The organism is Thermococcus sp. JCM 11816 (assembly GCF_055396515.1).
The window spans coordinates 646,450-671,530 of sequence record NZ_AP043741.1; the positions used below are offsets into that span (position 1 = coordinate 646,450).

32 protein-coding genes and 1 tRNA gene are annotated in these 25,081 nt (G+C 50.6%); 10 read left to right on the plus strand and 23 right to left on the minus strand.

Annotated elements, in window-relative coordinates:
* The first annotated feature begins 65 nt into the window (after positions 1-65).
* Complete coding sequence (locus ACZ5TN_RS03570) at positions 66-530, plus strand: 6-carboxytetrahydropterin synthase (protein ID WP_464917175.1); 465 nt, start codon at positions 66-68, stop codon at positions 528-530.
* Here ACZ5TN_RS03570 and ACZ5TN_RS03575 read toward each other — a convergent pair.
* Positions 527-1,093, minus strand: coding sequence for a hypothetical protein (locus tag ACZ5TN_RS03575; protein WP_464917176.1), 567 nt, complete (start codon positions 1,091-1,093; stop codon positions 527-529). The two genes, ACZ5TN_RS03570 and ACZ5TN_RS03575, sit on opposite strands and share 4 nt — an antisense overlap.
* A 56-nt stretch (positions 1,094-1,149) precedes the next feature.
* Between ACZ5TN_RS03575 and ACZ5TN_RS03580 the strand changes: the two genes are divergently transcribed.
* Complete coding sequence (locus ACZ5TN_RS03580; RefSeq protein WP_464917177.1) at positions 1,150-1,569, plus strand: PPC domain-containing DNA-binding protein; 420 nt, start codon at positions 1,150-1,152, stop codon at positions 1,567-1,569.
* Here the strand turns inward: ACZ5TN_RS03580 and ACZ5TN_RS03585 are convergent.
* From ACZ5TN_RS03585 to ACZ5TN_RS03595, 3 genes are read right to left on the minus strand one after another with little or no spacing between them, the layout of a single operon-like run.
* Positions 1,566-4,064: a DEAD/DEAH box helicase gene (locus ACZ5TN_RS03585; protein ID WP_464917178.1), complete on the minus strand. Its 2,499-nt coding sequence runs from the start codon at positions 4,062-4,064 to the stop codon at positions 1,566-1,568. The two genes, ACZ5TN_RS03580 and ACZ5TN_RS03585, sit on opposite strands and share 4 nt — an antisense overlap.
* Positions 4,065-4,067: 3 nt before the next feature.
* The gene (locus ACZ5TN_RS03590; protein ID WP_011249522.1) at positions 4,068-4,568 is read right to left on the minus strand and encodes an Lrp/AsnC family transcriptional regulator; all 501 of its coding nucleotides are present in this window, start codon (positions 4,566-4,568) and stop codon (positions 4,068-4,070) included.
* A 33-nt stretch (positions 4,569-4,601) separates the two neighbouring features.
* Complete coding sequence (locus tag ACZ5TN_RS03595; RefSeq protein ID WP_011249523.1) at positions 4,602-5,729, minus strand: tyrosine--tRNA ligase; 1,128 nt, start codon at positions 5,727-5,729, stop codon at positions 4,602-4,604.
* Between the two features lie 123 nt (positions 5,730-5,852).
* On the opposite strand from ACZ5TN_RS03595, the gene ACZ5TN_RS03600 reads away from it, so the two are divergent.
* The 7 genes from ACZ5TN_RS03600 (at position 5,853) to ACZ5TN_RS03630 (ending at position 14,416) form a co-directional block, all read left to right on the plus strand.
* Positions 5,853-6,929: a CGP-CTERM sorting domain-containing protein gene (locus tag ACZ5TN_RS03600; RefSeq protein WP_011249524.1), complete on the plus strand. Its 1,077-nt coding sequence runs from the start codon at positions 5,853-5,855 to the stop codon at positions 6,927-6,929.
* 77 nt (positions 6,930-7,006) lie between these two features.
* A complete protein-coding gene (locus tag ACZ5TN_RS03605; protein ID WP_464917179.1) occupies positions 7,007-8,461 on the plus strand; it encodes an ABC transporter substrate-binding protein in 1,455 nt (484 codons plus the stop codon).
* Between the two features lie 184 nt (positions 8,462-8,645).
* Positions 8,646-10,493 carry an ABC transporter permease gene (locus tag ACZ5TN_RS03610; RefSeq protein ID WP_011249526.1) on the plus strand — a complete coding sequence of 616 codons (1,848 nt, stop codon included), beginning with the start codon at positions 8,646-8,648 and terminating at the stop codon, positions 10,491-10,493.
* 10 nt (positions 10,494-10,503) lie between these two features.
* Complete coding sequence (locus ACZ5TN_RS03615; RefSeq protein ID WP_011249527.1) at positions 10,504-11,565, plus strand: ABC transporter ATP-binding protein; 1,062 nt, start codon at positions 10,504-10,506, stop codon at positions 11,563-11,565.
* 31 nt (positions 11,566-11,596) lie between these two features.
* A complete protein-coding gene (locus ACZ5TN_RS03620; protein WP_011249528.1) occupies positions 11,597-12,154 on the plus strand; it encodes a DUF447 domain-containing protein in 558 nt (185 codons plus the stop codon).
* A gap of 104 nt (positions 12,155-12,258) precedes the next feature.
* Positions 12,259-14,271, plus strand: a complete 2,013-nt coding sequence (locus tag ACZ5TN_RS03625; RefSeq protein ID WP_011249529.1) for a CGP-CTERM sorting domain-containing protein — start codon at positions 12,259-12,261, stop codon at positions 14,269-14,271.
* A gap of 68 nt (positions 14,272-14,339) precedes the next feature.
* Positions 14,340-14,416: transfer RNA gene (locus ACZ5TN_RS03630), tRNA-Arg, on the plus strand.
* 264 nt (positions 14,417-14,680) lie between these two features.
* Here the strand turns inward: ACZ5TN_RS03630 and ACZ5TN_RS03635 are convergent.
* The 19 genes from ACZ5TN_RS03635 to ACZ5TN_RS03725 all read right to left on the minus strand — a co-directional run bounded on the left by ACZ5TN_RS03635 (position 14,681) and on the right by ACZ5TN_RS03725 (position 24,018).
* On the minus strand, positions 14,681-15,034 hold the full coding sequence (locus ACZ5TN_RS03635; protein WP_464917180.1) for a hypothetical protein: 354 nt from the start codon (positions 15,032-15,034) through the stop codon (positions 14,681-14,683).
* 202 nt (positions 15,035-15,236) lie between these two features.
* Positions 15,237-15,572, minus strand: a complete 336-nt coding sequence (locus ACZ5TN_RS03640; RefSeq protein ID WP_464917181.1) for a hypothetical protein — start codon at positions 15,570-15,572, stop codon at positions 15,237-15,239.
* On the minus strand, positions 15,572-15,838 hold the full coding sequence (locus ACZ5TN_RS03645; RefSeq protein ID WP_464917182.1) for a hypothetical protein: 267 nt from the start codon (positions 15,836-15,838) through the stop codon (positions 15,572-15,574). The genes ACZ5TN_RS03640 and ACZ5TN_RS03645 overlap by 1 nt, the downstream gene beginning before the upstream one ends.
* A 6-nt stretch (positions 15,839-15,844) precedes the next feature.
* Positions 15,845-16,378, minus strand: coding sequence for a hypothetical protein (locus ACZ5TN_RS03650; protein ID WP_464917183.1), 534 nt, complete (start codon positions 16,376-16,378; stop codon positions 15,845-15,847).
* On the minus strand, positions 16,378-17,130 hold the full coding sequence (locus ACZ5TN_RS03655; protein WP_464917184.1) for a deazapurine DNA modification protein DpdA family protein: 753 nt from the start codon (positions 17,128-17,130) through the stop codon (positions 16,378-16,380). Before ACZ5TN_RS03655 ends, ACZ5TN_RS03650 begins: the two co-directional genes overlap by 1 nt.
* 3 nt (positions 17,131-17,133) lie before the next feature.
* Positions 17,134-17,307, minus strand: a complete 174-nt coding sequence (locus ACZ5TN_RS03660) for a hypothetical protein (RefSeq protein WP_464917185.1) — start codon at positions 17,305-17,307, stop codon at positions 17,134-17,136.
* Complete coding sequence (locus ACZ5TN_RS03665; protein ID WP_464917186.1) at positions 17,304-17,636, minus strand: hypothetical protein; 333 nt, start codon at positions 17,634-17,636, stop codon at positions 17,304-17,306. The genes ACZ5TN_RS03660 and ACZ5TN_RS03665 overlap by 4 nt, the downstream gene beginning before the upstream one ends.
* Positions 17,633-17,782: a hypothetical protein gene (locus ACZ5TN_RS03670; RefSeq protein ID WP_464917187.1), complete on the minus strand. Its 150-nt coding sequence runs from the start codon at positions 17,780-17,782 to the stop codon at positions 17,633-17,635. The genes ACZ5TN_RS03665 and ACZ5TN_RS03670 overlap by 4 nt, the downstream gene beginning before the upstream one ends.
* Before the next feature lie 38 nt (positions 17,783-17,820).
* A complete protein-coding gene (locus tag ACZ5TN_RS03675; RefSeq protein WP_464917188.1) occupies positions 17,821-18,582 on the minus strand; it encodes a DNA polymerase sliding clamp in 762 nt (253 codons plus the stop codon).
* Positions 18,579-18,824, minus strand: a complete 246-nt coding sequence (locus ACZ5TN_RS03680; RefSeq protein WP_054839683.1) for a hypothetical protein — start codon at positions 18,822-18,824, stop codon at positions 18,579-18,581. Before ACZ5TN_RS03680 ends, ACZ5TN_RS03675 begins: the two co-directional genes overlap by 4 nt.
* The gene (locus ACZ5TN_RS03685) at positions 18,821-19,033 is read right to left on the minus strand and encodes a hypothetical protein (protein ID WP_367884198.1); all 213 of its coding nucleotides are present in this window, start codon (positions 19,031-19,033) and stop codon (positions 18,821-18,823) included. The genes ACZ5TN_RS03680 and ACZ5TN_RS03685 overlap by 4 nt, the downstream gene beginning before the upstream one ends.
* On the minus strand, positions 19,033-19,335 hold the full coding sequence (locus ACZ5TN_RS03690; protein WP_464917189.1) for a hypothetical protein: 303 nt from the start codon (positions 19,333-19,335) through the stop codon (positions 19,033-19,035). The genes ACZ5TN_RS03685 and ACZ5TN_RS03690 overlap by 1 nt, the downstream gene beginning before the upstream one ends.
* The gene (locus tag ACZ5TN_RS03695) at positions 19,328-19,906 is read right to left on the minus strand and encodes an MbeD/MobD family mobilization/exclusion family protein (protein ID WP_464917190.1); all 579 of its coding nucleotides are present in this window, start codon (positions 19,904-19,906) and stop codon (positions 19,328-19,330) included. Before ACZ5TN_RS03695 ends, ACZ5TN_RS03690 begins: the two co-directional genes overlap by 8 nt.
* 16 nt (positions 19,907-19,922) lie before the next feature.
* Positions 19,923-20,093, minus strand: coding sequence for a hypothetical protein (locus ACZ5TN_RS03700; protein WP_367884199.1), 171 nt, complete (start codon positions 20,091-20,093; stop codon positions 19,923-19,925).
* A gap of 392 nt (positions 20,094-20,485) precedes the next feature.
* Positions 20,486-20,935, minus strand: a complete 450-nt coding sequence (locus tag ACZ5TN_RS03705) for an AbrB family transcriptional regulator (protein ID WP_464917191.1) — start codon at positions 20,933-20,935, stop codon at positions 20,486-20,488.
* A gap of 173 nt (positions 20,936-21,108) precedes the next feature.
* Positions 21,109-21,687, minus strand: coding sequence for a hypothetical protein (locus ACZ5TN_RS03710; RefSeq protein WP_011249356.1), 579 nt, complete (start codon positions 21,685-21,687; stop codon positions 21,109-21,111).
* 21 nt (positions 21,688-21,708) lie between these two features.
* A complete protein-coding gene (locus ACZ5TN_RS03715; protein WP_011249355.1) occupies positions 21,709-22,188 on the minus strand; it encodes a hypothetical protein in 480 nt (159 codons plus the stop codon).
* On the minus strand, positions 22,157-22,741 hold the full coding sequence (locus ACZ5TN_RS03720; RefSeq protein ID WP_048053657.1) for a hypothetical protein: 585 nt from the start codon (positions 22,739-22,741) through the stop codon (positions 22,157-22,159). Before ACZ5TN_RS03720 ends, ACZ5TN_RS03715 begins: the two co-directional genes overlap by 32 nt.
* A gap of 134 nt (positions 22,742-22,875) precedes the next feature.
* Entirely contained in the window at positions 22,876-24,018 is a 1,143-nt protein-coding gene (locus ACZ5TN_RS03725) for a hypothetical protein (RefSeq protein ID WP_464917192.1), read from the minus strand.
* 86 nt (positions 24,019-24,104) lie between these two features.
* Between ACZ5TN_RS03725 and ACZ5TN_RS03730 the strand changes: the two genes are divergently transcribed.
* Entirely contained in the window at positions 24,105-25,076 is a 972-nt protein-coding gene (locus ACZ5TN_RS03730) for a hypothetical protein (protein WP_011249352.1), read from the plus strand.
* The last annotated feature ends 5 nt before the right edge of the window (positions 25,077-25,081 follow it).

Here is a 25,081-nt window from a genome sequence, read left to right on the forward strand (position 1 = left end):
CACCTTCCCAGTTTTGGCCAGCAAGGGTTATAACTTTATTGCCTCCTTTAGCTTACGGTGAGAAAATGAGTGGAAACTTCAGGGTAGTTGAGAGAAAGATAAGCTGGAACAAAGACTTCGACAGCTCCCACTTCCTTGCACTGCCGTACGAGAGCAAGTGCCTCAGAATTCACGGCCACACTTATCACGTTGATGTCGAGATATGGGGCGAGCTAAATGAGAGCGGCATGATCTTTGACTTCAACCACCTGAGCAACCTTGTCAAGCTCCTCGACCACCGAATCCTCGTAAGCGAAAACTGGGTAAAAGAGCGCAGAGATGGAGCTGTCATAATTGAGAAGAACGACAAGCGGCTTGAACTGCCCGAAAGCGAGGCGGTAATCCTCAACAAGCCCAACGTGACGGCCGAATACATCGCCGAATGGTTCGCAGAGAGGGTTGCGGAAAAGGCAGGAGACAACGTGAGGAAGATAAGGATAAGAATATGGGAGGACCCGAGAAGCTATGCTGAGGTAACCCTCGAACGTTAACAGCCCCTTCCTTTTTCCACCATTGCGACATCTGTTCCGCATTTTTCTCTCAGTTCATCAAGTATTCCATTGGCCGCTTTGAACAGTTCATCGTAGTACTCATCGTTGAACTTCTCCATGGCCTCCCTGGCCAGCTTTGCTATGACAACTGCGTAGGCTCCAGTGGTCTCGCAGTCCTCGTTCTCCACGATCATCGGCATCATGCTCACTAGGTAGCCAACGAATGACGCCAGGAGCTTTTCCCAGTCCCTTTCAAAGCCGTTTTCGTTGAGCCATCCCTTCAGGGTTATGAAGACCTTGACCACCGGCTTGACAACCGCGTACTCGTTGAAGCGGCGGTAGCGGATGAGGAGGTACTGAAGGAGCGACACCAGAAAGCTCCTGACAACCTCCTTCCCAAGGTCGTTTTCCTCAACGAACTTCTGGAATTCGACTAAGCCTTCCCTTCCAGATTTCTCAAAGGCGTCTATAACTCCGGGATAAGGCGGGTTGAACTGGGAGAAGTCAACATCTCCGATCTCCTCGATCTGCGGCAGGATTTTCATGACGGTTTCAGCTTTCATTTCCTTACACCCAAAGCGTTAAAGCTTCCCAGGTTTATTAGGGTTGAGGTGAGAGCATGGAATTTAAAGCTGGACGGACCTTCCTCTTCAGGGTTCACTCGGGGGAAGACCTTCTGGAGGCCATAAACCGCTTTGCTGAGAGTAGGGACATTAAGACCGGAGTCGTCATGGGTATCGGCTCCCTAAGGAATCCTGTGGTGGGGTACTACTCTGAGGAAGAGAAGAGGTACAGGAGCATCGAGCTCAGCGGAACTTTTGAGCTCCTCTCCTTGAACGGCAACATAAGCCTTAAAGAAGGAAAGCCCTTCGCACACCTTCACGTGACCCTCGGCGATGAAGAGGGGAGAGTTTTTGGCGGCCATCTTATCAGAGGAGAAGTCTTCGTTGCGGAAGTCTACATAGGGGAGCTAATTGGGAAACCACTTGAAAGAAAAGATATGGGAAACAACCTCTGGCTCTGGGAGACTGAGCGTTAGCGTATCATCCTCCCTTCTTCTATCTCCCTCTTCAGTATCTTCGCCCCCTCCTCGGTCTTTCTCACGCGGAAGACCCTCGCTATCCTCTCGATGGCTTCGAGCTTCCTAACTATGCCGTCGAGCCACGTGAAGACGTCGCCCGGATAGACTATCAGCCCATAGACCTTCCTGAAGTGCTCCGCTATCTGGGTCGGGTGCTTTCCGCTCCTCCTGAGCTCAATTATCAGGTTGCTCACCCTCTCCATGGCATATTCGGTGCAGTCCTCCTCAGGGCACATAAAGAACTCCTGATAGATGGTGAACAGCCTCTCAGCGGCATTTGGGCTCAGCTCGGGGATAACCTTATCGAGTTCTTCAAGGATCGAGGCGAAGCTCGGTGAGAAAACGTTGGCGCTCAGTCTTCCTCTAACTGCCCCCTCAAGCTCTCTCTGGAGAGTTCCGCTGAGGTAGAGGTTCTCGAACGGAAGGAGCTTGACTGCTATCCACCTGGCTTCCTTCTTCCCGAGGTTTTCCCTGATGAAAGTTGCTTCCTTCGGCAGGAGAAAGCTCATGCTGACTGCCCTTCCGTAGGGGGTAACCTCAACGATCTGCCGCTTCATCTTCACGAAGTCGAACTCCTCAAGCTTTTCAAGGACTTTTTCTGCGCTCTGGTTCGCTCCTAAGCACATAGATTGGACTTCTTCGATGACGTCCAGTCTATTGAAGACGCAGGAGTGAGCTAAGACGTTGTCCTGCTCAAGCTCGTCACTCCACTCCACCTGGACTGGCTCGATGGGTGCAGTCAGAAGCTTGAAGGCGACCTCATCTTCAGTTCCTTCCATCTGGGCTGAATACTTCCTTCCGGGTTCGACGAGAAGGTAGACTTTACCCTTCTCGTGGTAGAGCGGCCTTCCGGCCCTTCCCAGCATCTGGTGGAACTCCCTAACGCTGAGCCACTTGTTGCCCATCGCGAGACTCTCAAAGATTACCTGGGAAGCGGGAAAGTCCACTCCTGCTCCGAGCGCCGCCGTCGTAACCACGACGTCGAGCCTTTGAGCCAAAAACTCCATTTCCGTGAGCTTCCTCTGCTTGTAGGGAAGGCCGGAATGGTAGGGCTTCGCCTTCAGCCCCTTGCTCGTCAGATAAGCGGCCAGCTCGTGCGTCCTCTTTCTGGAGAATGTAAAGACTATGCTCTGCCCCTTGTAGCCCTGCTTAGACTTCCTCATGGCCTCGGCCCTGCACAGGTTCGCTATGTGCTTCCACTTCTCGCTCTCGTTCCTCACTATGATTATGTGCCTCTCCAGGTCAACGGGCCTCTCGTCGTAGAGCACCAGTTTTAGCCCGAGCTCCTTAGCCAGCTCGTCCGGGTTGCCGACAGTTGCAGAGAGCCCTATGAACTGAGCCTTTGGGTAGAGCTTCCTCAGCCTCGCTATAAGGCCGTCCAGCCTTGGTCCGCGTTCCTCGTCGTCGAGCGTGTGTATCTCGTCTATCACTATGGTTCCGACGTTTCCTATCTTTCTCCCGGCGCGGAGGAGGTAATCTATGCCTTCGTATGTTCCGACGATGATGTCAGCATCTATGCCCGTATCAACGACAACCAGCTCGTCCTTAGTCTTTATCCTGCTCATGCCGACCCTTATCGCCACTCTGAGGCCAAGCTTGGAATACCTTCTCTTGAAGTCCTCGTACTTCTGGTTGGCCAAAGCTACCAGCGGGACTAGGAAGAGGAGCTTCTTACCCTGCATGGCCTTCGGTACTCCCGCCAGTTCGCCTATTAGGGTCTTCCCGCTGGCCGTCGCGGAAACAACCAGGAGGTTCTCTCCATCGAGGAGACCGTTTTTGACGGCGAGGCTTTGGACTGGGAGAAGTTCTCTTACGCCCTCAGACTTCAGAACTTCCTTGAACTTCTCGGGGACTGGAAGCTCATCCACCTTGATCTTCTCGACTTTAACGTGCTTAGCCTTGAGCTCGTCCCACTTGGTTATCTCCGGGTGTTTAGTCGGGTCAAAGCGCGGGTCGAAGGCGTAGAGGACTTTATCAAGGTCGCGAAAACGTTCAAGAAGCTTTTTGGCCTGGTCAAACATGGCTATGCTTTTGAAGCGGAAGCGGAGCTCTCTCTTCAGCTCGTCCTCGGCACAGCGTTCGCAGATGTACTCGTTGTGGTACTTTATGCGGTTGCCCTCAGTCAGGACGGTTATCCTGCCCTCCAGCAAACAGAGGCGGCACAGCTCGGCTTTCTCGACTCGCTTGTTCTGGAGCCTCCTCTTGAAGTAGTCCTCCCACTCGTCGGCGTTGACGAGCACGATTCTGGATTGGCGGAGAAGCTTCTCTATCTCCTTCGGATTCCGGTACTGACTTCCCTCAAGTACTTTGAAAAGCCTCCCCTCTCTCATTATGAAGCGGTAAATCCGGTCAGCTTTAAGGTTCTGCATTTGGGATAGCTTTTCGGGCTCGTTCTCGATGAAGAACGCCTCAAGCTCGTTCTTCTTCCTTCCCGGTCTCACGACGAAGAGCATCTTTCACCGCCTCGAAGGGAAGTTTTCGCTCCTTCTTCTCTCGCCAGTGAGAGACACCCAGCAGTTTTTAAGTTCTTCCAGAACGAGCGTCGCCTCCACGAACGTCAGGTTCAATCCAAAAATGGCCTTCAGCCTTTCAATAAAACGTCTGAGTTCATCGGTATCGGCGACGTTTACCTTCATGATGACCTGACTCTCCCCTGTTCTCACATACAAGAATTCGATGTTCTCCATCTTGGAAAGTCTTGAAAGGTACGGTCTCAAGGAATCATCGAACTCTTTGAAGTGTAGCTCTAAGATTGCTGACACGAACTCATCAAGAAACGCATGATCAACAACGGCCGAATATCCCTTTATCGCGCCGAGCCTCTCCAGTTTATCCAGTCGGTTCTTGACGCTCGCAGGGGAGAGGCCTACCCTCCTCCCAAGCTCGGTAAGAGTAATCCTGCCCTCTTTGCGGAGTATCCTGAGGATTTCTCTGTCCTTTTCATCTACGCCTGCCATCTTCTTCACCGGGAACAGAAAAGAGAGGAAAAATCACCGGGTTATCTTTATCTCCCTCATCAGTTCAAGGGGCTCGGGGTGTTTCTCGAAGTACTCCCTGACCGGCTTGAGGAGCTCGATGAGGTATTCGGCGACCGCGTTCTTGAGGTCAAGCGGGTGGAGCTTTCCTTCCGCGAAGTCCTTCTTTAGCTCCTCGAAGGTGGTGTATGTGACGTCGCCGCCGAACTTAGCCGGCCTGTGGATGGTGAACTCAGTCGGTTCTTCCCTGAAGATTATGTACTCGGCCCAGTCAAGGACGGGGTTGTACTTGACCTCCCTAGCCGGGCAGAAGGCTTTCCTGAGCTTCTGCTTTATCTCCTCCGGGCTGTCGTGGATGAAGACAGCGGAGTAGGGCTTGCTCTTGCTCATCTTCATCTGGGTCTTGAGCTCCTTGAACTGCTCCTCGCTCTCTATCGGCCAGACAGGCGGCTCCTGCAGGCCGAGGAGAAGGTGGTGGTGGAGGGCTACCGGCTTTAGCTTCTCGCCCTTCCACTCAAGCGGGTGGTACTTGAGCTTCTGGGCGACCTCTATGGCAATAACGTGGGCCTTCCTCTGATCCATTCCGGCGTGGGCAATAGTGACGCCCTGGTAGAATATATCCGCCACCTGCATGGCTGGGTATATGAGCTTGGCGAAGTCTATGGCCTCCCCCATCTGGCGTCCCATGATGGTTATGGAGCGGAGCATTCTGGCAAGCGTAACGTTCTTGGAGATGTCTATGACCGTCTGCCAGTAGTCGCCCTTATCAAGTATCTCGCTCGCTAAGACGAACTCGACCTTGTCCGGGTCGCCGCCCATGACCTTTATGCTCTGCTTCATCCCCTCCTTGAAGTACGTAAGCGCAACCTTCTGGATAACTTCAAGGTCTCCACCGAGCTTGTCGTTTATCCAGCTATGCCAGTCGGCGAGGAAAATTCTCGTCTTCACGCCGGCCTTCTGGAGATCTGCTATCTTGGCGCCGGCCATCAGTCCGGTTCCGAGGTGAATGTAACCGCTTATCTCGAAGCCTATGTAGTGCTGAAGCGGAGCGCCGACCTCAAGCAGGTGTCTCAGGTTTTCCTCCGTTAAAAGCTCCTCCGTGGGTTTTTTCTTGATGAGCTCTATCTTCCTTTCTATGTCCATTCTATCACCACCGCTTGGAAAAAGGTGGGGTCCTTTAAGGACTTTGCGGAAGTTTTTCAGGCCTGTTAAAGTTCAGGCGATAAGATTTATAACTTAATCATGATTAAATCAAACGGTGATACCATGAAGAAGGCTGCAATAATACTGGCGGCTGTTGTGTTGCTGTCTGTTTTTGGAGTTGTTGGAATGCCGAAGGTCAGCGCCGCTGGGGAGGTCGTTATAGCGGTCGACCTCGCCCACGGCGAGAACCCGAAGGGGCTGACTGACGTTACTTACGAGAACGAGACCCTGACCGAAGGAATGCTCAAGGTTCTGACTGACTACACCTTTGTCTACTTCGGCGACTCTAAGTACGAGGCAGACCTCGGCATTAAGAACATTGGCGACAAGATAACCTACGAGGCCCTCAAAGAGAACAACGTTACAATATTGATCATTGGCCAGCCTAGGAGCCCGTTCTACCCGGAGGAGGTTGAGGCCATCAAGAAGTGGCTTGAGGAGGGCGGCCACGCCCTCTGGATTGCCGGCGATTCTGACTATGGAACCAGTGGTGTTAACACCATCAACTTCGTTGACAGCGTCCTCAACCAGCTCAACATGACTAACCTCAGACTGGACCAGGCTTCAGTTGAAGACCCCGTCAGCAACGCCGGAGCTCCCTACCGTGTCGTTGCCTACGCCGACCCGTGGGGGGACACACCCAAGAGGGACATCATCGTCCAGGGCTTCGAACACGATGGAGCAGTCCTCGCCCACGGTCCTGGTGTCGTTGCCTGGGTTGACGGTGTCGATGGTAGTGGTGACTGGCACAAGCTTACACCGGAGGAGAAGCCCGAGAACACTTACGTGCTGATTCGCAGTACCGGTGACTCTGTCATAAAAGAGAACGAGGATCCCGCCGCGAACGCTTACACTGCCGGTGAGCAGGGTGAGTTCCCCATTGCGGCTGCCCAGATTATCGAGCTTGAGGGCAAGAACCCAAGCGTGATCATCGTCAGCGGCGAGACCCCAATCGGCGGCTACGAGCCCATGTGGACCAGCGTTTACTACCAGAAGCCGCTCGACGGGCCAAAGGTCGTCTCCAACATATTCAAGTGGAGCGTTGAGATCACCAAGGGTGAAAGCGGAAAGAGCACTTGCGGTCCGGCGTTCCTCGTCGGCCTTGCCGTCGTGCCGCTCCTCCTCAGGAGGAGGAAGTGACTTCCTTCCCTTCTTTTTGTTTCATTCAACCGACATCCTTTTATTTGGTTCACTAAAGTTCTAACGGGGATGGTACCATGAGGCGCTTTATTGGGATTCTCTTGATAATCGTTCTTGGCTTAAGCGTAGTCGCCAGCGGCTGTATAGGGGGAAACGAAGGCAGCAGCGCCGGATCTTCGGGCAAGGGAATAACACTGACCATCGTCACAAGGCATGATGCAACGATCCAGTATAAGGTGAAGCAGCTCTTCCTACAGAGCGACATCGCTAAGCAGTATAATATCGAGGACATCAAGTTCATAGGCGTTCCCGAATCCCTCTGGCCGAGCTACATCGAGAAGGGTGCCGATGTCGGCTGGGGCGGAGGGCCAACGCTCTTCGACAACATGTACAGGATGGGCTACCTCGCCCCGATAACAGACCAGAAGATACTCGACCTCATAGGCAATCAGATTCCGGAGGAGCTTGCGGGAATGCCGATGGTCAGGAAAAACGGGAGCCAGGTTTACTGGATAGCGGCGGCGCTTTCATCGTTCGGTTTCACAGTGAACAAGGAGGTTCTCAACAAGCAGGGACTTCCTTTCCCAAATAAGTGGGAGGACATAGCTTCTCCTGACTGGGCCAGGGATCCGCAGATGTACGGCATAGCTGACCCGACGAGGAGCACCTCCAACACGAGGATATACCAGATTATCCTCCAGGCCTTTGGCTGGGACGAGGGATGGAGGATAATGACGCTCATAGCGGCCAACTCCAAGGTCTATGAGGCCAGCGACGCCGTCAGGGATGCGGTCATCAACGGTGAGATAGCGGCTGGAAACACGATCGACTTCTACGGCTACACGGCGATGAAGCAGAACCCGAACTGTGTCTATGTCATCCCAGCCGGAGAGAGTATAATCAACGGCGACCCGATAGCCCTGCTCAAGTACAGCAAGCATCCGGAGGCTGCTCAGGCCTTCATCTACTGGGTTCTCACCGAGGGACAAGCCGTATGGATGAGCCCCGAGATAAACAGGCTCCCGATCAACGCAGAGGTGTTCAACAAGACCATAACTGAGGACGAGGCTAAGATACTCTTCAAGGGCGAAAACGCGGGGAAGACCTACTCTGAGGCGGTGCCGGCGCTGGTAAAGGCGTACGAGCTCACGATATCCAGTGAGGGTATTTCCTTCGACGATGCCAGGGCCCTCAAGACCGTCAACTCCCTCCAGTACTACTTCAAGGCGACCCTCGTCGATGTGAACGGCCCGCTCCACCAGGCCTGGATGGCCCTGGTCAACGCTTACAAGGAAGGAAAGATTACTCAGGAGCAGTTTGAGAAGCTCAAAGACGAGCTTACCGCACCGATAGAGTTCAAGGACCCTGAGACCGGACAGATGGTCACCTTCACCGAGGAGTATGCCGCCAAGATTAACGACAGGATCGCAACCGACGCGGGCTTCCAGAGCCAGCTCATGGACGAGTGGCGCAGTGCCGCCCAGGAGAAGTACAACAAGGTTCTTGAGGAGCTGAAAAAGATTACGGGTTGAAGTCTTTTATTTCTTTTCTCCTTATGTTTTGAGGAGTTGGCCCACACTTGTTTCCACTTGGACGTCTAATTTTGTCGCTTGAAGTACAGAATGTTCCTGGAATCACGACCAGAAACATTTAAAACACGCTTATAGACCCCTCTCTGTTGGAACATACTGTAACTCAGCGAGAGGTGGTTGTCCGATGAAGGTCAATAAGTGGAGCGAAAGGCTGTTCGGGACGCCGCTACCAGATGGCGTCGTCATAACGTCGTTCCTATTCCCTCTGCTCTACCTCGTGGCGTTTCTCATCATACCCACGTTCGTGATGCTAGCGACGGCGTTTGAGTACAACGGCCATATCTCTGCCCACTGGTTCAGCAGCATCTTCAGGTCTGCCTATTACTTCAACCCGCTGCATCCTGATGGGTACCTCGTAAAGACGCTGACTTACGGCGGGAAGGAGGTCTATCACTTCTACGGCTGGGACTTCGGCGTTGTCATTAACTCCATACTGGTATCAATAGCAGTGATGATACTGACGACGATCCTCGGAACGGTCTTCGCGTTCATAATGGCGCGCTACGACTTTCCAGGCAAGAACATAATGAGGGTTCTCCTCTTCATCCCGCTCCTGGTTACACCCTTCGTCAACGTGGTCGTCGTCAAGAAGATGTTCCTCCCCGACGGAATCATAAACTGGATATTCTACGAGCACCTCCACATCTTCCCGAAGCCCATCTGGATAGACGGGCTGGTCGGTGTCATCATCGCCCAGACCATAACTTACTACCCGATAGTTTACCTCAACGCCTACGCGAGCTTCATCAACATTGACCCTTCTCTCGAGGAGCAGGCTGAAAACCTCGGAAGCAAGGGGTTCCACCTCTTCAGGACGGTTACCTTCCCGCTCGCCCTTCCGGGAATTATGAGCGGTGCAATACTCGTTGGAATATTCAGCCTTGAAGACCTCGCCGCGCCGATAGTCTTCCAGGGAAGCCCGATAGCGAAGAAGCTCATGTCCTACCAGATTTACAGCTCCTTCGTTTCGGGGTTCGCCATAGGCAACCCGCAGATGGCGGCTTTGGCCCTGGTGATGCTCGTCCTGGCAGTTATAATGTTCCTCGCGGTCAGGTGGTACGTCGGCCTCAGGCAGTACGCCATGCTCAGCAAGGGCGGAAGGTGGAACCCGAGGGTTGCAAAGCCCAAGTGGTGGCAGGCACTCCTTATAGCCTTTGTTGCAGTTCCGGTGCTCCTCATTACGGTGTTCCCGCAGATAGGCGTTCTCCTCCTGGCGTTCTCCAAGAGCTGGTACGGAACCTGGCCAAGCGGCTTCACGCTTGACAATATGAAAGCGATAATAACACAGCCGGACATTGAGAGGGTTATCATAAACAGCCTTATGTACTCAACCGCCGCAGTCTTCATCATAATCCTGCTCTCCCTTACCTCAGCTTATGCCTCCAACAGGTTCAAGAAGGCCAGGCTCGCCCCGATAATAGACAGCCTCGCCACGATACCGATAGCGGTCCCTGGTATCGTCATAGCGATGAGCTATTTCTTCTTCTTCTCGACGGTGCCGCCGTTTAAGGGAAGCAGCCTCGACCCCACCAACCTGCTGGAGTTCTTCCCTGGAGCGGCGCTGATACTGGCCTACTCGATCAGGCGTCTGCCCTTCGCCGCACGTTCAATCTCCGCTGGCTTACAGCAGGTTCACGTCTCCCTTGAGGAAGCGGCAATGAACTTGGGAGCTGGAAGGTGGAAGGCCCTCACCAGCGTCATAATACCGATGATATACCTCAACCTCTTCGGAGGTGCAATGCTCAGCTTCGTCTACTGTATGAGCGAGACAAGCGTTGGCATCACCCTCGGTTCGATAAACTCGACCTGGTACCCGATAACTGCAAAGATGAAGGAACTCATCATCGGTGCAGTTGGAAGCGCAAACCTTGCCGCGGCCCTTGGTGTCTTCCTTATGGCCGTCCAGATAACGGCCATAGTCATAGCCAACCTGATAACCAAACAGAGGTACTCCTTCATAGGCCTAACCTGAGGTGATGATAATGGTCGATGTCAGGCTTGAAAACGTGGTTAAGGAGTTTGACGGCGTTCAGGCCGTCAAGGGGATAAACCTCCACATAAAGCACGGTGAGCTGTTTACACTGCTCGGCCCGAGCGGCTGTGGAAAGACCACAACACTGAGAATGATCGCCGGCCTGGACTATCCGACGAGCGGGAAGATATACTTCGGCGACCAAGAGGTCACTTACCTTCCCTCCTACGAGCGTGGTGCGGTCCTTGTCTTCCAGAACTACGCCCTCTGGCCACACATGACGGTCTTTGACAACGTCGCATACGGCCTCAAACTGAAAAAAGTGCCGAAAGAGGAGATAAAGAAGAAGGTCGAATGGGCGCTTGAGCTGGTCAAGCTCAAGGGCTTTGAGAACCGCTATCCGACCCAGCTCTCGGGTGGCCAGCAGCAGCGTGTCGCAATAGCTAGGGCTTTAGTGGTTGAGCCAAAGGTTCTCCTCCTTGACGAGCCCCTCAGCAACCTTGACGCTAAGCTCAGGCTCGAGATGCGCTCCGAGATAAGGAGAATCCAGCGCGAGCTCGGAATAACCGTTATCTACGTCACCCACGACCAGGAAGAGGCCATGGCGATAAGCGACAGGATAGCGGTCATGAACGTCGGAACGGTAGAGCAGGTGGGAACGCCGAGGGACATCTACGAGAGGCCCCAGAGCGAGTTCGTGGCAAGCTTCATGGGCAAGACCAACGTCATTCCGGCCAAAGTCGTTGAAAGGGATGGGAACAAGGTTACGGTCGAGTTCGAGAGCTTCCGCCTCGACGGCCTTTACTACGACGGCGACAAAGATGACGTCGTCCTCGTCATAAGACCGGAGAGAATAAAACTTCACCCGGTTGAGAACGCGGTCTCCATCGAGGGTACCGTTGACCTCGTTGAGTACTACGGCTTCTTCACGGAGGTCGTCGGTCTCTTTGGAGATACTAGGATCATCGCGAGGACGATAAGCGACAGGGAAGTCCAGGGACTTCGCCCGACCCAGCCCGTTACCTTCTACATCAACCGTGAGGACATAATCGTCCTGCCCAAGCAGCTTTGAGCTCTTCTCTCTTCTTTTTGAGGTGAACACGATGTTAGAGCTGATGAGGGAAGGTCAGGTTTACGAGCTCCTTCTAGTCTCAAAGTCCAACGTCACCCCCGTTGGCGTCGTAAGAAGGGGAGCGACGCTCCATTTCAAGCTCTTCCCTGGAAAAAGCTTTAGAGATTTGCTGGAAAACAACCGGATCGCCCTTCAGATGACCTGGGACGCCGAGCTCCTCGTGAAGACAGCCCTTAACCTCGACGTGGAGCTTTCCTTTGAGTCTCATGATCAGTATCGATGGATACAAGGACTCCCTGGCTGGCTGGGAGAAGCCCGGTGCAGAAGAGATGTCTGGACGGACGGGCTCGGGACTACAGAGGTTCTTAAATGTGAATTCTTCCCCGAGAAGAGGCTGGTAGGAAATGCCCGGCCAATTCCCTTTAGCAGGGCAGACTGCGTTCTTGTGGAGATGGCGGTTCTCTTCACAAGATACCTTGTCAAACCTACCTTGGAGCTTAAGAACAGAATCCTTGACCTTTACGCCCTCTACAGGCATCTCGGTGGAAACTCTGAGGCGGCAGAATACATCGTTGGACATCTCGATTGAACCTGAATTCTGCGACTGCCGTGTTTTTCTTCTCCCCTGGTTCGAAAATAGCATCCAGAGGAAACGTTTTAAGCGGTGTGGATTTCTTATTACCCGGTGATACCATGCTGAGGAAAGTCCTCTCCATGCTGCTTGCTATAACTGCCGTTTTGGCTGCCGCCGGCTACGTCTCGGCGGAAGAGTACTCCTACACCTACAGCGACTACCTCTACCAGCCGGCTCCCGTTGTTCCAGCGTTTGCACTCCCAGGAGAGAGCTTCGAGCTCTACGTTAAGGAGGGAGTCTCAGTAAGCTCAATAGAGGCCGTCTCAGTCCTTCACGGCCCGTACCAGCTGGAAATCCAGGGAACATCGCCGGGAGAAGACGGAATGACTGTAGTGAAGGTCAAGACACCGGACGACATAGCTCCTGACACATACTTCCTGCTCATAAAGACCGACAAGGGCACTCTCGTCCTCCCCAACGGCCTGAAGGTGTTCAAGGAGTGGCCGAAGGAGCTTAAGCTAGCCTGGACGAGCGACACCCACGTCACCACGGGTGCAAAAATCGGCTACGTCTGCGGCGACTACTTCCAGAGCAACATCTACAAGCTTGAGGAGATGTGCTCAAACCCGATTCCACTTCACAGCGTCGTCGCTACCTACAGCGCCTACCTTTACTGGGGAATGAATGGAGCGACCCTGATGATAAACACTGGAGATGAAGTTGACACCAGCGGCGACATGGTCGGTTACAAGATTATGTTTGACATAACCAAGGACACTTCCGCCGCCGACATGCCCGTTGTCGGAATCAAGGGAAACCACGATGACCCGCCGACGGTTTACACCCAGCTCCTCGGTCCGAAGTACTTCTACGTAACCATCGGCAAGTTCATCATAATTGGCCTCGACACCGGCGGTGACCAGGGATACCCGACGGAGGATCAGCTCGATTGGATGGAGAAGGTTCTCGAAGAGCACAAGGACTACACGCCGATAATCCTGTACCACCACCCGTACTTCTTCGATCCGCGCTGGAACTACCTCGGTGGAGTTCTCAAGGGCCTTGACCCAGATGCCGACTGGGATCAGATTAAGGGACACCTCCGCAGGAGCTGGTCATCACAGGAAGAAATCTCCAAGCGCTTCCTTGAGGACATAGTCAAGTACAACGTGCCACTCACCATGAGCGGTCACATCCACCACGATATGTACTGGCTCTACATTGACAAGAACGGCAACAAGCACTACTTCCTAACCCTAACATCAACCGGTGCCCCTGACAAGGAGCCCAACCCACCTGCAAACCCGAAGCACAGTCCGACATGGTATGGAAGCAACCTGGTTGTCATCAAGGAGGACGGAAGCGTTGAAATGCCCTATGTCAACGTCGAGATCAAGGACGACAAGGTTCAGAGCGACTTCATGAGCGTTCCCGTTCCGCAGAGGTTCATGGCCTTCAGGCACGTTTCCGAAGCGGGAACCGCTGTCAAGTTCATAAACCAGCTTGATGAGAGCGTCAGCGGCCCGATAGTTCTCCCGATACCGGAGGGGGCAAAGGTTGATCCAGAGGCCACGAACATAACCTACACAGTCCTCGGTGAGAGGCAGATAGCCGACCAGTACTACATAATGCTGAACGTCACGATTCCGCAGGGTGTCTCCCAGCTCGTTATTGACACTGGTGCAGACACCGAGAAGCCAGTGGTTCAGATAGCCTACCTTCAGCCGAGCCACCCCAAGCCGAACGCCAACTTCATGGCATACTTCACAGCTCAGGACAACCTTGGTATAAGAGATCTCTACGCCGTCATATACGACGAGAACGGAAACCGCGTTAAGTACGGCAAGGTCGACAAGTTCCCTGGAGAGCCCTCCAGTGGAAAGCCTGGAGACACCTTCTACATCGTCCAGCTCCCAGGTCTTGAGGAGGGCAAGTACAAGATTGAGATAGTTGCAGAGGACTTCCATGGAAACAGGGCGACCGCCACCAAGGAGATAACCATAACCAGCACCTCAAAGGCCGCTAAGACCACCACGGCCAAGCAGACGTCATCAGAGGGCAAGAGCACCTGCGGGCCAGCGGCCCTCGTTGGCCTCGCAGTTGTGCCGCTCCTCCTCAGGAGGAGGAAGTGACTTCCTTCCCTTCTTTTATTCCCGCCTACCGTAACTTTTATAAGAGCACCCCTCAAGTTCTCTCCAGAGGGCCCGTAGCCTAGCAGGATAGGGCGCCGGCCTTCTAAGCCGGAGGTCGCGGGTTCGAATCCCGCCGGGCCCGCCATTCTCGAAATAACCGCTTCCATGCGCTTCACCTTCTCCAAATGTTCTGAGAGGAGCTTATTTGTGAGGGCCGACAGACTATAACCGGCTTCTCTGAGACCGCCGACCACTTCCGCATCAAGGTACAAATGAACGCGCGTCTTTCGCCTTTTTCGGGCTTTTTGGGCGGTTTGAGAGCCCCGATTTTTGTGGGCCATGTTGGGCTTTTGTCCCACTCTTTATCACCGAGCAATGTGTAGTTATAATAATATATATGCATGCAGCATCACCAGATTTCCTCGACCTTGCCCATCTTGAAGAGCCAGAGTTTTCCGAGGTACTCCATCCTGTCGGCAAACTTCTTCGAGAGAATATAGGTGTGATAGGCACCCCTGCTGATGAAGCCAAGAGCCTCAAGTCTCTTGATAACGCGGAAGTAGAGGTAATGCTTCTCAGGTGGGAAGAGTTCCTTGTACTCATCCCACCCCATGCGGCCGTTCTTCTTGATGTACTCTACAATCTCCTCTGCCATCTTTCTGGCCTCTTCGCTCTCGAAAACAACTTCGAAGACATCGCGAGGCTGGACTAGGACGGGCATTTTGATGGTCACAACATCTGGTAGGCGTCTTTTCCTCGGCATACTCACACCACCTCAGTTATTAACTGCGACGGGCTTAAAATTATCCTTGAAGGTGTAGTGAGCAAGTTGGGGGAAAATACTGCACAGGAGTGCAAGTATTTCGGTTTTGTACTGTTTCATCTTGGTTGTACGGGAAAGATAGTTTGGAAAGAATGATAATAACGCGATGCTGTTATTATCGCTGTTAACTTTCGTATAAAAGTTAAGACTCACTGCCATCACGCTCCTTTATGAAGAATCCATCGCGGAGGCTTTCAATCACAGCATTAACATCGTTCGTGTCCAAGACGACAAAGTAGCCATCGCTGAAATCATCAACTGACACCTCGTGTATTTTGAAGCCCCCCTTCTCCAGACGCTCGACTAGCTCATCTTTGAAGCCGTTAATGAGACCCCATATCGCGTCAGAACCTAGCACAGACCCTTTCTCTGCAATAGTAAACCAGACCTGCACAAATTCACGACCCAAGTTGTTAACGGGATCTTCTGGTGGAATCTTGTTGATACATATCTCAAACTCAAGCTCTGTTGTGAGCATCATATTATCCAAGCCTCCTCGTCAATCTCTTCTTCCTCATCATCCTCGGGCAGGTCAACCCTGTCGTACTTCAAGAGGAAGCGGTAGATGAACTCGATGATGTTGTCGGGAAAGCCCACCCCCCTCAGCTCCTTTTCCATGAACTCCCAAGGCTCGATATAGTACGCGCACCACCGCTTTCCCTCGTGCTCAAAGCAGATGAGGCTTCCAGGCTCGCCCCTGTCGTTCACGTTCAGTTTGATGACAAGATCAAAACCCTCGCTCATCGCCCCTCACCCGAACACGTTCTCGGCCAGGAACAGTATCAGCTCGTCCTCGTCAAGCTCAGCTACGTAATCCTTGTGAACAAGAGCATAGTAGTCATAAGTCCCGCGCGTCCGGTCGCCGAGCCACTTGAACTCAACCGGAGCCTTCCTGACGTTCCACAGGTAGTACTTCTTCCCGACGCGGATCAGGTAGTAGAAGTCCATCATCGCCTTGTCGCTCATATAGTAGTGTAGCTCATACTGCTTCCCATTCACCTTCACGTAAGAACCCCTGAGACCGACATCAGCCCTCATGTTCTTGAACTCGAAACCAATGAAACGCCTTCCCTCGACGCCGTTTGCTCGCCTGTACTGCATCATGAGCGAGTCCACATCTGAGATGTATACTGGAACCCTCTTCCCCGCCATCCGGCGGGCTTCTTCGAGAATCCTGCTGAGCCTGAGCCTGTTCATCACGTCCCTGCTGTGCCGGTACATGAACGTCTCAACAGTGTCAAGCGAAAAATGAGAGTTGTAAACAAGCTCAGTTCTGGAAGCCATCAGATCACCTCCACGAGGCTCTTCTGTCGAGAATGAAACTCAATCACTGCGCTCAGCTTCACCTTGTACTGTTCTAGGTACCGTAGTTTCTCGACTTCCCTCATCGGCATAAAGCCCTTCCACGCACCCGTGTCAGTGGAGTATAAAGCATGGAAAATCGTGGGATCTCGGAGGAAGCGAAGATCAACGCCGAAGCCGTGGAGCTTGACCCATCTTGGAAGGGCTTTCCTGATCGCAAGTATTGCTTCCCTGGCTGCTGAGATGCTCCTGCGTGTGCAGAGGGTGCCTATCGCCATGACCTCAGTCAGAAGGCCCTGCTCCTTAATCCTGTCAATCGCGTAGAGGTACTCATCTATAGTGTAGCCCTGAACCACCATAACCCAATTCACACCATCGAGGTCTAGACACTTTATCGCGTTGGAGATCGTTGCCTCTATGCGCTCCTTGTTCGTCCTGTGGACTTCTCTGTTGACCCCGGGTTCACAGGGATAGTCCATAATGGCTACATAGTCCGCGCCGACTCTCTTTGCCAGACGATAGAGCTGAAGGCAGGTGTACGGGTACTCACCGTAGCGGGAGAAGAAAGAGAAACCTCCTGAGTCCAAGAACACTTCCCTGACGCTTGGGTGAGGCTTGAACTGCTTGAACCTTCTTCCTGTCCACAGCGTCGCAGCTGAGATGAGGACGTATGGCCAGTCCACCTTTTTGTCAGTTCCTGAACCCTCCAAGGCGAAAAAGACCTTCTGGACCATTACTCATCCCTCCGTCACGTGCAGAACCGTTATCACGTGCCCGCCATCGTCGAGCAGAGCTCCGCACTTGTTGCAATAGAGCGGCGAGCCGCGCTTCCCTTCCAGGACGGCACCACAGCGCGGGCAGCGCACGCGAACGTAGAGCTGGTCGGCGCGGACAAAGGTCTCCAGCCTCATGCTCTCACCCCAAAGGCTTCGAGCGTCGGCTGGACTGGCTTCTCCATAGCATAGCGCCGTGCTTCGGCTTCAAGGAACTCCTTGAACTCTTGGAAGGCTTGCTCGTAGGTCACCTCTTCGAGGAAAGCGACCTCAGCATTCACAAGGAGCCCGCGCCTGTACGCGTCGGTCAGGTGCATGACTTCCCAACGGCCTTCAGGAAGGTCGTCGAGCTCATCCTTGTGCTTGTAGATGAAGTGGGCGAGGGCTGCTTTTGCCGCGTCCTCGAGACTGTCCGCAAGGACGAGGTACTCCTCACCCGTGTTCGTGAAGTACGCGTAGAACTTCATAGCCGTCCCTCCCTGAGCGTGAAGCAGTACTCGTCCTTCACAACCGCGCCCTTGCGCCCGAGCTCGTCCAGGGCTGAAGCGACCTCCTTGGCTGGAAGGCCAGTCCGCCTGACCAGCTCACTGAAAGTAGCCGGGCCGTCCTCCAAAGCCTGCTGGACCAGGAAGGCTGACGGGATGCGCGCGATCATGAGCGACCCTCCTCGACTCTTGGTGCGATCAGGAAGCTGACCTCACCGGCATCCCGAACCATGTACTTCAGAAGCAGTGGTATGTCAAAGCCAAACCGAATGATGACTTCATCAGCATCAGCGAGACTCCTTAGGATGTCCTCGAGATATGCAACCCCGTACGCACTCTTCGCCTTTGTCATCTTGTGCTCCAAGTCAAGGAGACCTGGATCCTCCATAGTGAGAACGGTTCTAACCTCGGAGTCGTTGCCCTCCGCCTTGAAAGTCAATTTCTCAGGGGTAGCCATGAAGTAGATTGAGTCGGAGACAAGCTTTGCGGCCTTAACGGCTCTTTTCAGAGCTCCAGCGAGCACGACGGCCTTGACAGTCCATGGCAGGCTCGGAATTTCAATCTCAGGAGTATTGGCGTCTATTAGAGGGAGCTTGAACCACGTGTTCTCATCACCGAGCAAGCCGACCTCGAGGAAATTCTCTCCACCCTTGCGGAGAACAAGCGTATCCCTGCTCCTTGCAAGCTTAAGAACCTTCAGGAAACGCTTTAGATCAAAGGCTATCGCTTCCTCACTCTCGACGGAGTACTTGGAGAAGAGCATTTCTGGAAGGTTGAGGTCAACGAGGACGACCCTGCTCGGGTCCATAGCACGCATCTGAATTCCTTCCATGTTAACCTGGAATACTGCCTCATCAAAGAACTTCTCAAGCGTGGCTATCAGGCTCTCAAACTCTCTAGCCGAATCAAACACAATCTCAAAAGTCATGCCCTCACCTCCCTTCTCTCGATGGCTTTCTTCAGATCCTCCAAGGCATCGGCGTAGCCCGTCCAGTAGGCCGCGTTCTCCTTCTCGCCGCGAGCGGAGAGGGAGAACGCCGTTTCTCTGGCAATGCTGGCCTCGCGCTCGATGTACTCCAGCAGGGTCGGCACTTCCTCGACCTGCTCAAGCACCGCATCCAGCTTGCGCTTCTCCGAAGCGACCCAACTCCAGAAGTCGGCCTCACTCATTCCTCCTCCCTCCTTAGCCATACGCGGAACAGCTTGTAGCTCGACTCGACCGAGCGAACAACGAAACCATCACCTTGCAGTGACTCAACCGCCTTGAGGAAGCCCTGAAAATCCTCCCACGAGGCTGGCGTCGTCAGGCTCAGCACTACGGCACCAGGGACTTCAGAGGGTTTGGTGATACTGACCTTCTCAGAGAACTCGGCCGCCATCACGAGCCACCTCTCAAACACTTGCGAACTTTCCCGGCCAGAACAAGGAAAGCGAGAACCTCATCAATGCTCTGAAGCCCCCTGGCGGTTAGCTTCACCTCGGCAATCCCCTGCTCCCACATGGCGAGGGCTCTGACTCCTTTCTGAGATGACATCAGGTGCGTCTTCATCCCGTTCTCGAAGTGCAACCACGCGACGTTCGCGCCCTCGACTATCTCTACATCCACTTGTGGCCTAACGCTCTCGGGCATCTCATCCAGCAAGGCCTGGACGAAGTCTTCAATAGGTACAGGCTCAGACATCGGCCTTCACCTCCATCACTTTTCCTGAGGAGAAACGAAAGGAGTCGAGAGGCTTCACCACCCAAGCAGGTTCACCGTAGTGCGGGTCCTTCTCGACCACAAGGCCGAGCTCTTCCGAGACGAGAATCTTGCCCTCGTCCCTGAACCACTCCTCAAGAAGCTCCCGTGCGTGCCTCCTGAAGTCCGAAGAATAGCCGAGCCTCTTGAGAAGCTCAAGCATCTTCATCCTGCCACCCGTGCTGTAACGGGAAAGGATCTCGTGAATATCATGCTTCAAACTGGAGGCCCTGCGCTCGCGCTCTGAAATTGCGCCGACTCTCTCCAACTGCTCCTGGAGCTTTTGAACGAGCTTTGTTAATTCCTCAACCTGTGCCTTTAGTTCGGCATTCTCTCTGCGGAGATTTTCAAGCTCTAAAAAGTCGGCAACCTCCCCCTTGTGGGCCTGCCAGAGAATAGTGAAAACCTTGCCGTAGCTCATCCTGCCCCTGAACTGGTCGATCTCCTCCTTGACCTCTGCTTCCAGAATTGCAGTGACAACCCTTGGATTTCTGTACTCTGGTTTCCTTGCCATAGCCGCTCACCGAGGATTAAGCTGTGGTCTGCTCCAGCTCACGGGTTACCTCCAGAAGCCAGGCGAGGTAATCGCCGCGGGTCATCTTCCTCGCTTCTCTCCTGCGCTCGAACTCCTCCGCCACCTCAGGAGCGGCGGAGATCGACAGGATTGTTGGGCCGTGCTCATACTTCTTCGGACGGGCCATGTTTATCACCTAACTATATTTTCGTCATAACGTAATTGTTGTTATTTCTTAATAAACTTTTCGCGAGCTAAAAAGTTCACCATTACACAGATTAGAGAACAGAACATAGAACGAAAAAAGGCATAGTAATATGTAGTATATTGAGCGATAAATTATTTATTAGATATTTTAATTCTCTTCTCTTCTTTCTTCTTTTGGCTTATTCTCTGCTCGCAGGACTGCTTTATTTATAAATGGTAATGCTGTTAGAAAATTATGAACATTATTCGACCGTTGAGTAATGAACATTATTTTCTGTTAGCATTGGTATTTATAAATAAACAAGCTCTCTGAGGAGAAAACAAGCCAAATAAAGAACTCTCAGCAGAAAAATAAATTATCTAATAAATAATTTATTCGCTAAAATAAGATATATGGTATATACCTTTTGAGATCATCGAGATGAGTCTTTTCTCGTCCTCTTCACTTATGAGTTTATATTCATTTGAGCGTAGAGACTTCATGATTTTTAATCCCTGCTCACCGATCACATCTTCAATCCTAATAAAGCCTATGAGGAGAACTTCTACAAAATCCCCGTCTGAGATTTTTAACTCTCTCCTGAGGCCTAAAGGAATTGTTAAAACTCCTCTTACAGTCAGTTGTGCGAGAAACCAGCCCCTGCCGAGGATTTTATCCCCTTCCCATTTCCTAATTATTAGCTCTACAATGTCGTGTTGATCTAAGCCGAAGTAGTCTCTCTCGTTTTTTGGCACGGCTATTCTGCCGTTGCGGTAGACTTGAGCATGAAACTTGGCTAGCGGCTCGATCACTCGCGCTTCGCTGGCGTCCTGGTCGGGCATTGGCCTCAACTCCTAGTATAATTATCGTAATTATTGAGGTCATATATTTTATAACTATGTCGGACGTTGTCCGACCTTGTTTATTTTTCGAGAATTAATGCCTATGGGTTTACCATTAAACGGTCGTCTCATTGAGAGGTGTTGACAGATGAGTAGGATATGAAAAATTATTTTCATTTGGTTTTTAGTATGCTTTCAATTTTTTCTGGAGCTTCTTCTGAGTTTAGTGCGCTATGTATTGGAAATCTTTTTTCTTGCAACCATTTCTCTATCTTTGCGATATCGCGCCGTATCATTACAAGTTCTTCACGTTGGAATTTTATAGTTATTTCTTCTCCACGGAGTTTGGTTTCTATTGGTGTTTTTAAGTGATAATCTGCAAAATTGCGACGCCATCTGAGTCTATACAAGGCATCCGCTACGGTTAAGTCTGCGAATTCATCCAGGAACAGTTGGATAACTTGGTGGACACTGGTTTTTGATGACTTGCTAGTGCCAGGTAAAACAGGCTCTATAGCTTTTTTCAGCTGAGTGAGTGAAACTACATATTTGGGATTTTCCTTTTTATACACGTCTATTGTATTGTCTATTGCATCAATAATCTCATTTCTGAGTTTCAGAAAAATGTAATAATAGTATCTTCCAATTGTAGTTCTTACGATGGCCTCATTTGAGATCTCTTTTGTAATATTGCGTTCGTTAAGGAGTCCCTCTAAATATCTTGCAAGTTCCTTGAATTCTTCGGGTTCCATTGCGGGGGATCCCTCCAGGATTTAAGCACTTTGGAGTGTATAGAGAATGCGTATATCTTTATCAGGGTACTTAGAAAGGATGTTCTCCTCTAGCTTATCAAAAGCATCAGCGGCTTCTTCTATCTTGTCCTTCCGTAGAGATACGATAATATAGAAGAAGTTCGTGTTGTAATCTTCGTTTAAGTCTATAGCAACTTTAATCATAGGCACTAGTCTCTTTAAGTGAGGAACTTCTTTTATTGTTTTTAATATACCCTCAGCAATGGCCTTGATTTTGTCTTCACGTTTTGCTTTATTCTCAGAGATATCCTCTGTGTATACTGATTCATGGAATACGTGTCCATAATGTTCTCTGAGTTCATTGATAATGTCATCTAATAAGGTTTCCTTTTCAGCTATGATGAGGTCAGAGCGTACCTCACGAACGTTACTGTAAGAGAATACCTTTTCAAAGGGATGGTAAAAGGTTTTATTCTTTTTCACTATTCTTGCGGGCATCATCAGAGATCACCTCGCTGATGTAATTAACAATCTCTTGGAGAGTGCCTTTTGTCGTTTCGAGGAATACCTCGTCAAAATCTCTGTCTCCTGATTTATCTATTAGTATTCTTACCCCATAGCTTTCAAGGGGCCCTTCAGGAGTATCTTTAACAAATTTAATGACTTCAAATTCTTCCAAGATAGGGTTCGTCATGAATTTTCTGGTAAGGAACATTTCCTTAATCTGTGGGGTATATAATTTTTCGATAATGTACTTTTCTAGCTCATCAGATGGTTCGTTCCCCTCTATTTTTGAAAGTATGGTCATTGAGATTACAAATGAAGCAATACTTAGATAATCAACTGCTTGGACTATATCTAGATCAAATTCATCGACTAACATCATCTCTGCAATTGCTCGTATCTTGACTTCGACACCGCTCCTATATACTTCTATGCTTTTAGGAGTTACTAATTCCTTTTCTATAATGTATTCAACGATCCTTTTGAAGAGTTCTTTGTCGAATTCTCCAGATCTAAACTTTATTTTTTCAGCAAAGCTCTCATAGGACATCCTAGTCACCATGATCTATTTCTTGGCTCTAATATGGAACATGTCAGGGGCCCTTAAATATATTACGGTACGGTTATTATTGCTCATCTAAATATTAAAGGTAACGACTGGACTTATTAGGGAAAAGGAAAGGGTTATCTGCTCACCCAACCGCTGTATGTTGCTGTGTAGTTTGCTGGTGGGTTGTTGAAGTCAAAGTCAGTCTCCGGACCGAGGAGCAGTACTCTACAATTCTGAAGATCTTTGGCGATTTCCTGGTTTGAGATCATTAGAGTGTATAAGATTTCTGTGTACCTCTGTTTGAATGGAACGTTGTAGAACAAGATTCCATAGGGGAATGTTACTTTGATATCTTTTACATCCTCGGGGTTTGATGATACTGCTGCGAGGTTTCCAGTGAATCTACAGCCGGGGAAGTCTCTACTGAGTAGTTGGTTCATTGTTTTTGAGTCTGGAAATCCAAATGTGACCCATTCCATAATCCAGAACTTGAATTCACTGGCTGGATATGTCCCAACTTTCTCAACTTTATATTTGCCTGAGTTATAGGATACTGTGTATACAGTTACATTTTTAGGGGTCTCTCCAGAGAGGTTTAAGAGCTTTAAAGCCGCTGAGAGGCGCATTGGTATTCTAAATGGCCAGAATATTACTAGCGGGTCGTTGTTCGGCACCCATGGATGATTAACTATAAGCTTAAAGCCAGGTAGTACTCCAAAGCCGTTTGTTGTTGCTATTTCAAAGAGGTACGTCTCAAAGCCGTTCTTGGCTAGAGCATAAGCCCCGAACAGAGCCATATCTGCATAAGTTCCTTGTCTCGTCTGGAAAAGCTCGTAGGGCGTTTTAATGTTGTAATAATGGCCTTTCTTCATGCTCAGGTTCTCTACAAACTCATCTAGATGCACATAGTTAACGAGGAAGTCTGTAATGATGAGAGCGTCTTTGGTCTTGTTGCCCGTTAGGGAGAGGGAATATACTGGATCAAAATTGTGGTTGATCTTGGGATCAAGTGCGCAGGTCAAGGCTTGGCTAAAGTTATCTCTCCAAGAGTCGTCATTGCAGTTTATCTTGGGTGTTTTCTGTGAGGATGTAGTTTGTGTGAACTGTGATGCCGTGTTCGGTGAGGCACTTGTAGTCGCTGGAGCATTACTTTCCTTTTCTGGCCTGACTGTTTTAGTGACTGTCACTGTCTTTGGTTCTCCGTTGTTGATACATCCGCTGATAAATGCGGCTAGGAAGATCACTACTAGGCTTAGGACTAGGGCCTTCCTCCGCATGTAATCACCAGAAAAAGTAAAAAGTACAGCAATATAAAGTTTAATTTGACAGATACTGAGACTGCCCCTTGTAGGAGGGAATAAGATTGGAGAGCAATAGAAAAGTAATGATTGTAATGGTTATTATAATGGCTTTTGTTTTAATTGCCGGATTTGGTGCCTTAGTTGGAGCTAATACACAAAATTCTATACTCCTACAATTTACAGAGGTTCTAGCGAATATTGTTATGGCCGGTATTATAGCAGTCCAAGCAATTACTACTGCAGAGGCAGCTGAGCAAACTAAAAAGCAAGCTGAACTTATGAACAAGAGCCTGATAGAAATGAAAAAAGAACGTATGAACATTGAATATATGAAAAATGAAGTGATTGGATACATTAAGAAACTTGAAGATATGCTTAATGATGCTCTACATAACGAGGTGCCTATTTATTATGAGCTTCCTCAATATTCTAACTTAACTCCCGAGACTCCGGAGACTCCAGGATGGGCGAAGAGTTACCAAGAACGAGGTTTGGAAGAGAGGCTCAAAAGAAAAATCAAAAGGCTGTTGAAGGAGTATGATATTAATTTGGAGAAATATAACTCACTTGTTACGGATACGAATAGGTTGAGAAGAGAGGTCATAGACGCACTAAAGGGAGAATTTAAGCTCGTAGAATCTCTACAGCGGATATCCCAAGAAGAGGCTGAGAGATTCTACATAAAAGAAGCACATATTATTAAAGCCGATACTCTTTTAGAGGAGCTCGTTACACTATCCAATACAGAAACTAGAGAATCTAACCAATTGTCTGCCCCCCCTTATGGTAGATTAGGACTGAATACAGAGCAAAAACGCCTTTATGGACTAGAAGTGTGGAATAAGGCAAAAAAAGTATTCTACGAGTTTCTCCTTGAGAAAAAGCCGGAGATATACAATAAACTCGTAGAAAGGGAAAAGAAGCTAAAGGAATTAAAAACACTGACAAGAGAGTTATTAGAGAAGATTAAAAGGATAGAAGATGAACTCTTTCAAGACGAAGAAAAATTAGAGAAAAAACTATTGGAGCTATGAAGGGG

Coding starts and splice junctions, on each gene's coding strand:
- ACZ5TN_RS03570 (WP_464917175.1), top strand. CDS start 66: ATGAGTGGAAACTTCAGGGTAGTTGAGAGAAAGATAAGCTGGAACAAA.
- ACZ5TN_RS03720 (WP_048053657.1), bottom strand. CDS start 22,741: ATGTCCTATGAGAGCTTTGCTGAAAAAATAAAGTTTAGATCTGGAGAA.
- ACZ5TN_RS03690 (WP_464917189.1), bottom strand. CDS start 19,335: ATGTCTGAGCCTGTACCTATTGAAGACTTCGTCCAGGCCTTGCTGGAT.
- ACZ5TN_RS03595 (WP_011249523.1), bottom strand. CDS start 5,729: ATGGACATAGAAAGGAAGATAGAGCTCATCAAGAAAAAACCCACGGAG.
- ACZ5TN_RS03675 (WP_464917188.1), bottom strand. CDS start 18,582: ATGACTTTTGAGATTGTGTTTGATTCGGCTAGAGAGTTTGAGAGCCTG.
- ACZ5TN_RS03680 (WP_054839683.1), bottom strand. CDS start 18,824: ATGAGTGAGGCCGACTTCTGGAGTTGGGTCGCTTCGGAGAAGCGCAAG.
- ACZ5TN_RS03695 (WP_464917190.1), bottom strand. CDS start 19,906: ATGGCAAGGAAACCAGAGTACAGAAATCCAAGGGTTGTCACTGCAATT.
- ACZ5TN_RS03705 (WP_464917191.1), bottom strand. CDS start 20,935: ATGCCCGACCAGGACGCCAGCGAAGCGCGAGTGATCGAGCCGCTAGCC.
- ACZ5TN_RS03650 (WP_464917183.1), bottom strand. CDS start 16,378: ATGGCTTCCAGAACTGAGCTTGTTTACAACTCTCATTTTTCGCTTGAC.
- ACZ5TN_RS03655 (WP_464917184.1), bottom strand. CDS start 17,130: ATGGTCCAGAAGGTCTTTTTCGCCTTGGAGGGTTCAGGAACTGACAAA.
- ACZ5TN_RS03585 (WP_464917178.1), bottom strand. CDS start 4,064: ATGCTCTTCGTCGTGAGACCGGGAAGGAAGAAGAACGAGCTTGAGGCG.
- ACZ5TN_RS03660 (WP_464917185.1), bottom strand. CDS start 17,307: ATGAGGCTGGAGACCTTTGTCCGCGCCGACCAGCTCTACGTTCGCGTG.
- ACZ5TN_RS03715 (WP_011249355.1), bottom strand. CDS start 22,188: ATGATGCCCGCAAGAATAGTGAAAAAGAATAAAACCTTTTACCATCCC.
- ACZ5TN_RS03640 (WP_464917181.1), bottom strand. CDS start 15,572: ATGCTCACAACAGAGCTTGAGTTTGAGATATGTATCAACAAGATTCCA.
- ACZ5TN_RS03600 (WP_011249524.1), top strand. CDS start 5,853: ATGAAGAAGGCTGCAATAATACTGGCGGCTGTTGTGTTGCTGTCTGTT.
- ACZ5TN_RS03710 (WP_011249356.1), bottom strand. CDS start 21,687: ATGGAACCCGAAGAATTCAAGGAACTTGCAAGATATTTAGAGGGACTC.
- ACZ5TN_RS03635 (WP_464917180.1), bottom strand. CDS start 15,034: ATGCCGAGGAAAAGACGCCTACCAGATGTTGTGACCATCAAAATGCCC.
- ACZ5TN_RS03645 (WP_464917182.1), bottom strand. CDS start 15,838: ATGAGCGAGGGTTTTGATCTTGTCATCAAACTGAACGTGAACGACAGG.
- ACZ5TN_RS03665 (WP_464917186.1), bottom strand. CDS start 17,636: ATGAAGTTCTACGCGTACTTCACGAACACGGGTGAGGAGTACCTCGTC.
- ACZ5TN_RS03580 (WP_464917177.1), top strand. CDS start 1,150: ATGGAATTTAAAGCTGGACGGACCTTCCTCTTCAGGGTTCACTCGGGG.
- ACZ5TN_RS03575 (WP_464917176.1), bottom strand. CDS start 1,093: ATGAAAGCTGAAACCGTCATGAAAATCCTGCCGCAGATCGAGGAGATC.
- ACZ5TN_RS03725 (WP_464917192.1), bottom strand. CDS start 24,018: ATGCGGAGGAAGGCCCTAGTCCTAAGCCTAGTAGTGATCTTCCTAGCC.
- ACZ5TN_RS03610 (WP_011249526.1), top strand. CDS start 8,646: ATGAAGGTCAATAAGTGGAGCGAAAGGCTGTTCGGGACGCCGCTACCA.
- ACZ5TN_RS03625 (WP_011249529.1), top strand. CDS start 12,259: ATGCTGAGGAAAGTCCTCTCCATGCTGCTTGCTATAACTGCCGTTTTG.
- ACZ5TN_RS03590 (WP_011249522.1), bottom strand. CDS start 4,568: ATGGCAGGCGTAGATGAAAAGGACAGAGAAATCCTCAGGATACTCCGC.
- ACZ5TN_RS03620 (WP_011249528.1), top strand. CDS start 11,597: ATGTTAGAGCTGATGAGGGAAGGTCAGGTTTACGAGCTCCTTCTAGTC.
- ACZ5TN_RS03700 (WP_367884199.1), bottom strand. CDS start 20,093: ATGGCCCGTCCGAAGAAGTATGAGCACGGCCCAACAATCCTGTCGATC.
- ACZ5TN_RS03615 (WP_011249527.1), top strand. CDS start 10,504: ATGGTCGATGTCAGGCTTGAAAACGTGGTTAAGGAGTTTGACGGCGTT.
- ACZ5TN_RS03605 (WP_464917179.1), top strand. CDS start 7,007: ATGAGGCGCTTTATTGGGATTCTCTTGATAATCGTTCTTGGCTTAAGC.
- ACZ5TN_RS03685 (WP_367884198.1), bottom strand. CDS start 19,033: ATGGCGGCCGAGTTCTCTGAGAAGGTCAGTATCACCAAACCCTCTGAA.